Here is an 11,054-nt window from a genome sequence, read left to right on the forward strand (position 1 = left end):
GACACCCCTCATGCGAGCACTCACCCCACTCTGGAGCGCCATGTTGCTGGCCTTCGCCAGCACCCAGGTCCAGGCGATGAATCTCACGGAAGCGATTCAGAGCACCCTCGACACCCACCCCGAACTGCGCGCCGCCTCCAACGCCCGGCTGGTCGCCGACGAGCAGGTGAAGGTGGCCAAGGGCGGCTACCTGCCGACCGTCGACCTGATCGCCGGCTACGGCCGGCAGATGACCGACAACCCCAGCACCCGCGCCCAGGGCAACCACAACACCGAGACCCTCAACTACAGCAACGCCGAGCTGCGCCTGCGGCAGATGCTGTTCGACGGCTTCAACACCCCCAACGAGGTAGGCCGCACCCAATCGGTGGTGAACTCCCGCGCCTACTACACCCTGGCCACCGCCGAGAGCCTGGCGCTGCGCACCATCGAGGTGTACCTGGAAGTGCTCAAGCGCCGTGAAATGGTGGCCCTGGCCCGCAACAACCTGCAGTCGCACCAGCGCGTCGGTGACCAGATCAACCTGCGCAGCCAGCGCGGCGTGGGCAGCACCGCCGACTCCGACCAGTCCGCCGCCCGCCTGGCCCTGGCCGAGAACAACCTCTACACCGAGGAAGTGAACCTGGCCGATGCCGAGGCCAACTTCTTCAGCGCCGTCGGCCGCCCGGCGGACGAACTGGAAGCCCCCTCCAGCGTCCGTGGCGAGATGCCCGCCGACCTGCTGGCGGCCCGCCAGACCATGATGGAAAACAACCCCTACCTGAAATCCGCCCAGGCCGACGTGCAGGCCGCCGAGAGCCAGTACGAGTCGGCCAAGTCGCCGTTCTACCCGCGCTTCGACGGCGAGCTGGCCACCAACGCCGACAACGACGTGCAGGGTGACGAGGGCCACGTGAAGGGTTGGCGCGCCGCCGTGGTGATGAACTACAACCTGTTCAACGGCATGCGCGACAAGGCCCGCCTGCAGGCCGCCGCCCACTCCATCAACCAGTCGATGGACATCCGCAACAACGCCCTGCGCACCCTCAACGAGAACCTCGCCCTGGCCTGGAACGCCATGGAGAACGCCCGCCTGCAAACCCCCAAGGCGCGTGAATACGCCGACTACACCCAGCGCGTGCGCGAGGCGTACCAGCAGCAGTTCGGTCTCGGTCAGCGCACCCTGCTGGACCTGCTGGACAGCGACAACGAGCTGTTCACCGCCAACCGCCGCTACGTCGAAGTCCGCTACACCGAGGAGTTCGCCATGTACCGCGTGTTCGCGGCCATGGGCGGCCTGCTGCAGCGCCAGCGGGTGGTGGTACCGGCCGAAGCCGTGGCCGCCACCGAGGTGAAGAGCGAGGCCCACCTGCCGGACCTGAAGTAACCCGGATCGGGAGCAGTCGATGACCACCATGGAACTGGCGGGCCCTGCAGTCGACCCGCGGCAGAGCCACGATGACCCCTTGCTCGACGGCCTGCTGATCCTCTGCAGGCTGCACGAGAGCCCCGCCAGCCGGGGCAGCCTCACCGCCGGCCTGCCGCTGGCCGAACAGCGCCTGACCCCGGAGCTGCTGCCCCGTGCAGCCGCCCGGGCCGGGTTGCAGAGCCGCCTGCTGCGCCGCGAGCTGCACGCCATCTCGCCGCTCAACCTGCCGGTGCTGCTGCTGCTGCGCAACGGCCGCAGCGCGGTGCTGCACCAGTGGGGCAAGGATGGTCGCGCGCTGATCCTGCCCAGCGAGTCCGACGGTGGTCAGCAATGGATCGACCGCGAGGCCCTGGCCGCCGAGTACAGCGGCCAGGCGCTGTTCGCCCGCCCCCGCCACGAGTTGGAGGAGACCCGCAAGCCGCTGATGCCCCGGGTCAAGTCCTGGTTCCGCGACACCTTGCGGCTGTCGCGCTGGCTCTACACCGACGCGGTGCTGGCCAGCCTGCTGATCAACCTGCTGGGCATGCTGGTGCCGCTGTTCGTGATGCAGACCTACGACCGCGTGGTGCCCAACCAGGCCACCTCCACCCTCTGGGTGCTGACCATCGGCCTGCTCATCGGCACCGGCTTCGACCTGCTGCTGCGGGTGCTGCGGGCGCACCTGCTGGACACCGCCGGGAAGAAGACCGACGTGGTGCTCTCGGCCACCCTCTTCGAGCGCATCACCGGCATGTCGATGAAGGCCAAGCCGGCCACCATCGGCGGCTTCGCCCAGAGCATCCATGACTTCCAGGGCCTGCGGGAATTCCTCACCGCCGTCACCCTCACCAGCCTCATCGACCTGCCCTTCTCCGTCCTCATGCTGGTGGTAATCGGGCTGCTCGGCGGCTGGCTGGTGGTGATCCCGATCCTCGCCTTCCCCATCACCGCGATCTTCGCCTGGATCATCCAGGCCCGCCTGCGCGACACCGTGCAGCGCAGCCTGGCCCTGGGCGCGGAACGCCAGGCACTGCTGATCGAAACCCTCTCCGGCCTGGAAACCCTCAAGGCCTGCGGCGCCGAGAGCGAGCGCCAGCACCGCTGGGAGCGCACCCACGGCGCCCTCACCCGCCTGGACAGCCATGCCCGCTTCCTCTCCGCGCTGGTCACCAACGGCACCCTGTTCCTGCAGCAGTTCGCCGGGCTGGCGATGATCGTCGCCGGGGTCTACAGCATCATCGGCGGCAACCTCAGCGTCGGCGCCCTGGTGGCCAGCTATATGCTCAACGGCCGCGTGCTCGGGCCGCTCGGGCAGATCGCCGGGCTCATCACCCGCTACCAGCAGGCCCAGCTGACGATGAAGAGCACCGACTCGCTGATGGGCCTGCCCCAGGAGCGGGAGAACACCCAGCAGCCCCTGGAACGCACCCACATCCGCGGCGCCATCGACGTGCGCGGGGTGAGCTTCCGCTACCCCGAGCAGAACGCCCCGGCGCTGCACAACGTCAGCCTGCGCATGGCCGCCGGCGAGCGGGTCGGCATCATCGGCCGCAGCGGCTCGGGCAAGAGCACCCTGGCGCGGCTGCTGATGAACTTCTACAGCCCCGAGGAAGGCCAGGTGCTGCTGGACGGCATCGACCTGCGCCAGCTGGACGTGGCCGACCTGCGCCACCAGATCGGCTTCGTCACCCATGACATGCCGCTGATCTCCGGCAGCCTGCGCGACAACCTCACCCTCGGCGCCCGCTACGTGAACGACGCGCGGATGCTGGAGGTGGCCGAGCTGACCGGCGTCACCGAACTGGCCCGGCAGCATCCCCAGGGCTTCGACCGCCCGGTGGGCGAGCGCGGCCAGCTGCTTTCCGGCGGCCAGCGCCAGGCCGTGCTGCTGGCCCGTGCGCTGCTGCTGGACCCGCCCATCCTGCTGCTGGACGAGCCCACCAGCGCCATGGACAACACCAGCGAAGACCTGCTGCGCAACCGCCTGCACGCCTGGGCCCAGGGCAAGACGGTGGTGCTCATCACCCACCGCGCCTCCATGCTCAGCCTGGTGGAACGCCTGGTGGTGCTGGACGCCGGACACATCGTCGCCGACGGGCCGAAAGAGGCCGTCATCGATGCCTTGCGCAAGGGCCGTGTCGGCCCGGCGGCTGTCTAGGAGGGCTCCATGGCCAACGCTCAAACCCCCGCCCAGTACTTCGGCGGCCGCGCCCCGGCCCGTGCCGACACCGAATTCATGCCCGAGGTGGACGGCGCCATCCTCGAAGACTCCCCCACCGGCACCCGCATCACCGTGTGGGTGGCCTGCAGCCTGCTGATCGTCGCCCTGGTGTGGGCCAAGCTCGCCGTGCTGGAGGAAGTCACCACCGGCGAAGGCAAGGCCATCCCCTCCAGCAAGGTGCAGGTGATCCAGAACCTGGAGGGCGGCATCGTCTCGGAGATCTTCGTCCGCGAAGGCCAGGTGGTGAACAAGGGCGATGTGCTGCTGCGCCTGGACGACACCCGCTTCCTCTCCAACAAGGGCGAGACCGAGGCCGACCGCCTGGCGCTGATGGCGCGGGTCGAACGCCTGGCCTCCGAGGCCGAGGGCCGGCCCTTCGAGGTGCCCGACGAGATCGCCAAGGGCGCGCCGCAGCTGGCCGAGGACGAACGCGCGCTGAACCGCACGCGCCTGCAGCGGCTGGAAAGCGAGCAGCACATCCTCAAGGAACAGCTGCGGCAGAAGGAGCAGGAACTGGCCGAGTTCCGCTCCAAGTCCCAGCAGTACGCCTCCAGCCTGGCGCTGCTGCAGCAGGAGCTGAACATGTCCCAGCCGCTGGTGGGCACCGGCGCCATTTCCGAGGTGGAGATCCTCCGCCTGCGGCGCAGCGCGGTGGAGATGCGCGGCGAGCTGAACGGCACCAACCTGGCCATCCCCCGGGCCGAGGCAGCGGTGAAGGAGATCGAACGGAAGATGGAGGAGAGCCAGCTGTCGTTCCGCTCCGACGCCTTCAAGGAACTCAACGAAGCCCGAACCGAACTGCAGAAGATCACCTCCACCGGCCGCGCCATCGACGACCGCGTCTCGCGCACCACCGTGCTCTCGCCGGTGCACGGCATCGTCAAGCAGCTCAAGGTCAACACCATCGGCGGCGTGGTCCAGCCGGGCAGCGACATGGTGGAAGTGGTGCCGCTGGAGGACAACCTGCTGATCGAAGCACGCATCCGCCCGCAGGACGTCGCCTTCCTCCACCCCGGGCAGAAGGCCATGGTGAAGTTCAGCGCGTACGACTACACCATCTACGGCGGGCTCAAGGCCAAGCTGGAACTGATCGGCGCCGACACCATCACCGACGACAAGGGCAACAGCTTCTACCTGATCCAGGTCCGCACCGACAAAAGCCACCTCGGCAGCGACGCCAAACCGCTGCTGATCATCCCCGGCATGGTCGCCACCGTGGACATCATCACCGGCGAGAAGAGCGTGCTCGACTACCTCCTCAAACCCGTCCTCAAGGCCCGCTCCGAAGCCATGCGCGAACGCTAGTGCAGGGTGGCGGATGGTGCTCGCCGGCAATCATGTACCAGGGTGCGATGGGTTTCGCACAGCTCAGCCCATCCTACGGGTGCCACCGGTTCTACCGGTTCGGTTCGTAGGATGCGCTGAGGCACGAAGCGCATCACGCCGGGGCTTCGGGCGTTTGCACAGCGTCATCCCCAACGCATCGAAGGTGGCCACCGCGTGGGGTGGATGGCGCTCTTTCCATCCACCCATGGCCTTCGGCATGGCCACGATTGGTGGATCGGTGAAGCGTGATCCACCCACGGCGCTCGTCGGTAATCGTGTGCCAGGGTGCGATGGGCTTCGCACAGCTCAGCCCATCCTACGGGTGCCACCGGTTCTACCGGTTCGGTTCGTAGGATGCGCTGAGGCACGAAGCGCATCACGCCGGGGTCAGGCACTTGCACGGCGTCATCCACAACGTATCGAGGGTGAGCATCGCATTGGGTGTATGGCGCTCTTTCCATCCACCCATGGTGTTCGGCATGGCCGCGAATGGTGGATCGGTAAAGCGTGATCAACCCACGGCGCTCGGCGGCAATTGTGTGCCAGGGCGCGGGGCGGTTCGGGAGCTAGCCGCCCAGCAGGTGGCTCATGGCGGCCTTGAGCTTCATGGGGCGGACGGGTTTGTGCATGAGGGTGTGGCCGAGTTCGCGCAGGTGCTGGCGCAGTTCGTGGCTGTAGTTGGCGGTGATCATCAGCGCCGGGAGGGCGTGGTCGCGGCGGGCGTTGATGTGGGCAACGGCGTCGACGCCGTTGTGGTCGTTGTCCAGGTGGTAGTCGGCGATCAGCAGGTCGGCGTCGGCCTGGTAGTCGTCCACCTGGCGGGCCAGGTCCTGTTCGGAGAGGGCGGTGACCACGCGGCAGCCCCAGCCTTCCAGCAGGGTGCGCATGCCGGCGCAGATGGCGGCGTCGTTGTCCAGCACCCAGACCCGCGCGCCCTGCAGGCGCTCCAGGGGCGCCACCGGCAGTTCCACCTCGGGCCGGGCACGGGGAGCGCGGCGGGCCAGGGGCACTTCCAGGGCGAAGCAGGAGCCACGCCCCGGCTGGGAGCTGACGCGGATGCGGTGGCCGAGCATGCCGGCGATCTTCTCGACGATGGCCAGGCCCAGGCCGAGCCCACGGTCCTGCTGCGGTCGCTGGGAGTCGCCGCGCTTGAACTCCTGGAAGATCTCCTTGAGCTTGTCCGCCGGGATGCCGATGCCGCTGTCCCAGACCTCGATGGACAGGCTGCGGCGACGCCGCCGGCAGCCCAGCAGCACACGGCCGCTGGGGGTGTAGCGGATGGCGTTGCTGAGCAGGTTGCGCAGGATGCGGGCGAGCAGTTGCACGTCGCTGCGCACCAGCGCCGAGCAGGGCACGTAGTGCAGCGCCAGCCCTTCGCTGGCGGCCTGCTGGCGGAACTCGGTGGCGAGGTTGTCCAGCAGCTCGCCGAGGGCGAAGGGCGCCACTTCGGGGCGGATCACCCCGGCGTCCAGCTTGGAGATGTCCACCAGGGTGCCGAGCAGGTTCTCCACGTCATCCAGCGAGTTGCTGATGTTGCGCACCAGGGTGTCGCCCCGGGCGGGTTCGCGCAGCTCCTGCAGGGCGCTGGTGAACAGCCGGGCGGCGTTCAGCGGTTGCAGCAGGTCGTGGCTGACGGCGGCGAGGAACTTGGTCTTGGACAGGTTGGCCTGCTCGGCTTCGCGCTTGGCCTCGCGCAGGCGCTGTTCGGCCTGGCGCCGCTCGCCCACTTCGCGCAGCAGCTGTTCGTTGAGCTGGGTGAGTTCGGCGGTGCGCTCGCGCACCCGCTGCTCCAGGTTCTGGTAGGCCAGGTGCAGGGCTTCGGCGGTGCGGCGGCGTTCGGTGATGTCGCGGATCAGCACGAAGATGCCCACCACTTCGCCGCCCGGCAGGCGGTTGGGCACGTAGGAGCGCAGCATGTAGCGCTCCTGCCCAGCGAGATTGACCTCGGCCACTTCGAAGGTGACGTTCTCGCCGGACAGGGCGCGCTCGACGTAGGGCTCCAGGCGCTCCCAGTGGGTTTCGCTGTGGACGTCGCGCAGGCGCTGGCCGAGCAGCCCGCCCCGGGGCCAGCGGTACCACTCTTCGTAGACCTTGTTGGTGAACTCGTAGACCAGGTCGGCATTGAGGTAGGCGATCAGCGCGGGCACCTGGTCGGTGATCAGGCGGATCCAGCGCTCGCTCTCGGCCAGGGTCTCGGCGTGGCGGTAGCGCTCGGTGATGTCGGTGAAGGTGTTGACGAAGCCGCCGGTGGGCAACGGGTGGGTGCGCACCTCCAGCATCCGGCCATCGAACAGGCGCTGCTCCATCTGCCGCTGGGGGCGCCCTTCGGCGTCGCGGCTGGCGGGGGTGAGCAGCGCCAGCTCGCTGTCGGCCATGACCTCGGCGAAGGGCCGGTGGGCCTGGATCGGCGCCAGGCCGCAGAGTTCGAGGAAGCGGTGGTTCCACAGCTCCAGGGTGCCTTCGGCGCTGACCATGGCCATGCCCTGGGACAGGTTGTCCACGGCGCGCTGCAGCAGGCGCGACTTCTGCGCCAGGGCCTGCTCACGGCGCATGGTTTCGCTGACCTTCAGCTCGGTGATGTCGGTGTAGAGGATCACCAGCCCGCCTTCACGAGTGGGCCGTTCGCTGACCTGCACCCAGCGCCCGTCGTGCAGGCGGTAGAGGCTGTGCTCGTTGTCGCTGCTGCGCTGCTCTTCGACGATCAGCCCGGTGCTCTGGGCCAGGCGTCGGATCTCGTCGAGACGGGTGCCGCTGATGATGCGGGCGCGGCTGCGGGCCCAGAAGGATTTGAAGCGGCTGTTGAACAGGACGATGCGCTGCTGGGCGTCGAACAGGACGAAGGCGTCGGAGATGCTCTCGATGGCGTCCACCAGGTGCTGGTGGGCGGTCTCGGCACGCAGCCGGGCATCGCTGAGCAGGCGGTTGCTGGCCTTGAGTTCGGACATGGCCTGGTTCAGTGCGTCGGTGCGTTCGCGCACCTGTTCGGCCAGCACCACGGAGTGCTCGAAGGCGGCATAGGCCCCTTCGCGACGGGCTCCGCCGGACTCCACCCGTTCGATCAGGGCGGCGTTGATGCGCCGCAGCTTGGCGTTCTCCCGCTCCAGCTCGGCGAGCCGGGCGCCCTGTTCAGCGTCCGCCATGGCGACTGCGGCGGCCAATGGCGACGCCGGTGAAGGTCTGGTTGACGTGCATGCCGTTGTACTGCTCGCCGTAGGTGTTGAAGCCGATCACCCGCTGGCGCCGCAGGTAGTCGCCGATCTCGGCGTCGCGGCCGTTGCATTCGGCCTCCAGGCGCCGCAGGAAGCAGTCGCAGCCAATGGTCAGCAGTGGCGGGCCGAGGCGCGCTTCCAGGCGCCGGAACAGGGCCTGGAGGTTGGGCAGCAGCGGGCCGGGGCGCATGCCGGTGAGGACGATGCCGGTCTCGACGGCGCAGTAGAAGCTGAGGCTGAGGTCGTCATGGACCTGCTGGATGGAGCGCACGTAGTACTGGTCGTTGACCCGCACGGCGAGGGGGTGGGCGGCGAACAGCGGGTGGTCGAGGGCGGAGACGGGTACGCCGACCCACTGGGCGTAGGCCAGGGCGGCGGGCTCGGCGTCCAGTTCGTAGACGCGGCGGCTGTGGCTGTCGGCCTGGGTGACCACCAGTTTCTGGCCGTTGGGCTCGATGTGGTGGGTGCTGAAGACTTCGAAGTCCAGCGCGGTGTTGACCAGCAGCACCACGGCGGCGCCGGTGTGGAACTGGCCGCCGTGGTAGACGTGGGTGTGGGTGAGGTGGTTGTCGTCGCCGGCCGATCCGCCGAAGTGGGGGATGCTGCCGAAGGCGGCGCTGAGGGCGGCGAGCACCACTTCCTCGCGGCTGGAGAGGCCGTCGAGCAGGGTCAGGGCGAAGCTGTGGTCCTTGATCGGGGCGAGGTCGTGGCCCCGGCAATCCCCCACCAGGCGCTCCACCAGTTGCTGGGCGTCGATCAGGCTGAAGCGCTCCATCTCGTCCACCAGGGCGCTGGCGATGGAGAAGCTGCGGTAGTCGAAGCCCACGGCGCTGACGCAGCCCCGGCCGTAGCCCTGGGGGGTGATTTCGCCAGCGCTGGTGCAGCCCACCAGCTCGATGCCGCCGAAGTACTGGGCCAGGGCGTCGCCCAGGGCCTGGAGGTCGTATTCGGCGGAGCAGAAGAACAGCACGAAGCCCAGGTGCGGGTGCACCAGCTGGCGTGCCAGGTCCTGGGCGACGACCTCCGCGTCGGCAGCGGCGGACATGGCGGTGACCACGCCTTCGGCCTGTAGCTCTTGCATGACGCGCCTCGCGTGTCGAACAGCAGTTGGCGCGATTCTACGGAGCCCCCGAGGCCGGCCCCATCCTTCTTGGGTAGCGGGCGGGCTCGTTCGAAGGGAGGAGGCGCCGGGGCGCATGGGGTTGTGGGGTGGATGGCGTGCTTTCCATCCGCCCAGGCGCTCGGCCTGACGCCGCTGGTGGATCGCCTACTGGGACGCGATGGGCTTCGCACAGCTCAGCCCATCCTACGGGTGCCACCGGTTCGTAGGATGTGCTGAGGCCACGAAGCGCATCACGCCGAGGCTCGGGGCGGATCGCGTTCCGTCCATCCGCCCAGGCGCTCGACCTGACGCTGCAGGTGGATCGCCGGGAGTCGCCTGCCGGGACGCGATGGGCTTCGCACAGCTCAGCCCATCCTACGGGTGCCGCCGGTTCGTAGGATGCGCTGAGGCCACGAAGCGCATCACGCCGGGGCTCGGGTTGGGTGGCGTTTTTCCATCCAGCAACGGCTCCCGGGCTGAAGCCCGGGCTACGTGCCACGGTGCCATGAAAAAAGGCGGGAGGCCGAGGCCGTCCCGCCAATCCAAGGGAGAAACGAGAGGTGGGGCTTACCAGTTGAGCACCACGCCCAGGGCGAGGGTGTCGGTGTCTTCGTTCTGGGTGCTGCCGGCGTGGCCGTCGATCTCGAACTGGTTGTATTCGGCGACCAGCTTGAGGTTGTCGTTGACGTCGTGGAACAGGGCGACGCCGCGGGTCTGGTAGTCGGCTCCGGCGTTGACCGCGCCGTTGCCGTCGTCCTTGGTCTTGCCGTAGGACAGCGCCAGGCGGTTCTTGCCGAAGCGGTAGGAGCCCTGCAACAGGTAGCCATCGCTGTCCACTTCGCGCAGGGTGGCTTCACCGGCGTTGTTGGTGAAGAAGGGGTTGATGCCCTTGGCCTGGAAGCCGGAGGCGACAACGGAGAAGGCGCCCATCTTGGCCTGCACGCCGTAGCCCAGGCCCTTGGAGGTGACGCTGTCCACGGCCGGGTCGGTGTTGTCGGAGGTCTGGTAGCCGCCGTTGAGCCAGGAGTAGATCTGCGCGCCGCCCAGTTCGAATTCGTAGGTGAGTTCGGACTCGAAACGCGGGTTCTCCTGGTAGGCCTTGCCGGTGGCGCTGCTGTCGTTGGTGTCCACCGGGTCCATGATGCCGACCGCCAGGCGCAGGCCGTCGGACTTGGGGGTGCGGTAGGTGATCTGCGAGGTGGGGAAGGGATAGGGGTAGCCGCTGCCGATGTTGCCGAAGGACACGCCGCCGCCATCCACCAGGCCGAGGGTGTCGCTGACCTGGCCGTACCCGGCGAGCAGTTCGTCGAGGAGGATGTTGGAGCGGGCGAACAGGCCGAAGTCCTTGCCCACCAGCACTTCGCCCCAGTCGCTGGCGACGGTGCCGTAGAACTGGCGCACGTCGATGGCGGTGTCGGTGCCGTTGGTCTCGCTGTCGTTGATGGTCACCCAGAAGGAGGCGCGGCCGCCGAGCTTAAGGTCATCCACCTGCTTGCCCATGTTGAAACCGATCCAGTTGGGCAGGAACCCCATCTTCACGCGGGACTGCCGGCGGTCGTAGCGCTCGCCTTCGCGGTCGACGTCGCTGTTGACGTAGAAGGCGTTGACGTAGCCGTCGGTGGCGAAGGTGGTGCCGTCCTTCTCGTAGAGGACGATCTCAGCCTTGGCCTGCTCCATGGCGACCAGGGCCAGGCCAGTGGTGAGGGCGAGGGGGAGGAATCCGATGACGGCGTTCTTGTTGTTGTGCATGGCGCTCTCCGCGGTGTGGGACGACCCGTCCGGGCCGTGTCGGAGGCGATTATCGAAACG

Annotated in this window: 6 protein-coding genes; 3 read left to right on the forward strand and 3 right to left on the reverse strand. The window is 68.2% G+C overall.

What is annotated here, in order from left to right:
• The first annotated feature begins 10 nt into the window (after window positions 1–10).
• Genes PotMrB4_RS20645 through PotMrB4_RS20655 form a run of 3 tightly spaced genes read left to right on the forward strand, consistent with a single transcriptional unit; the run spans window position 11 to window position 4,913 of the window.
• Window positions 11–1,366, forward strand: coding sequence for a TolC family outer membrane protein (locus tag PotMrB4_RS20645; RefSeq protein ID WP_142015571.1), 1,356 nt, complete (start codon window positions 11–13; stop codon window positions 1,364–1,366).
• A 19-nt stretch (window positions 1,367–1,385) separates the two neighbouring features.
• Window positions 1,386–3,545, forward strand: coding sequence for a type I secretion system permease/ATPase (locus PotMrB4_RS20650; RefSeq protein ID WP_044412592.1), 2,160 nt, complete (start codon window positions 1,386–1,388; stop codon window positions 3,543–3,545).
• Window positions 3,546–3,554: 9 nt separating this feature from the next.
• Window positions 3,555–4,913: an HlyD family type I secretion periplasmic adaptor subunit gene (locus PotMrB4_RS20655; protein ID WP_074973563.1), complete on the forward strand. Its 1,359-nt coding sequence runs from the start codon at window positions 3,555–3,557 to the stop codon at window positions 4,911–4,913.
• A gap of 587 nt (window positions 4,914–5,500) precedes the next feature.
• Here PotMrB4_RS20655 and nahK read toward each other — a convergent pair.
• From nahK to PotMrB4_RS20670, 3 genes are all read right to left on the reverse strand, one after another.
• Window positions 5,501–8,074, reverse strand: coding sequence for a hybrid sensor histidine kinase/response regulator NahK/ErcS' (gene nahK / locus PotMrB4_RS20660; RefSeq protein ID WP_172434356.1), 2,574 nt, complete (start codon window positions 8,072–8,074; stop codon window positions 5,501–5,503).
• Window positions 8,061–9,224: a nitric oxide-sensing protein NosP gene (gene nosP / locus PotMrB4_RS20665; RefSeq protein ID WP_044411632.1), complete on the reverse strand. Its 1,164-nt coding sequence runs from the start codon at window positions 9,222–9,224 to the stop codon at window positions 8,061–8,063. The genes nahK and nosP overlap by 14 nt, the downstream gene beginning before the upstream one ends.
• Window positions 9,225–9,812: 588 nt before the next feature.
• The gene (locus PotMrB4_RS20670) at window positions 9,813–10,994 is read right to left on the reverse strand and encodes a porin (RefSeq protein WP_172434357.1); all 1,182 of its coding nucleotides are present in this window, start codon (window positions 10,992–10,994) and stop codon (window positions 9,813–9,815) included.
• Between the last annotated feature and the right edge of the window lie 60 nt (window positions 10,995–11,054).

The organism is Metapseudomonas otitidis (genome assembly GCF_011397855.1).
In the GTDB taxonomy this organism is placed as follows: Bacteria; Pseudomonadota; Gammaproteobacteria; order Pseudomonadales; family Pseudomonadaceae; genus Metapseudomonas; species Metapseudomonas otitidis.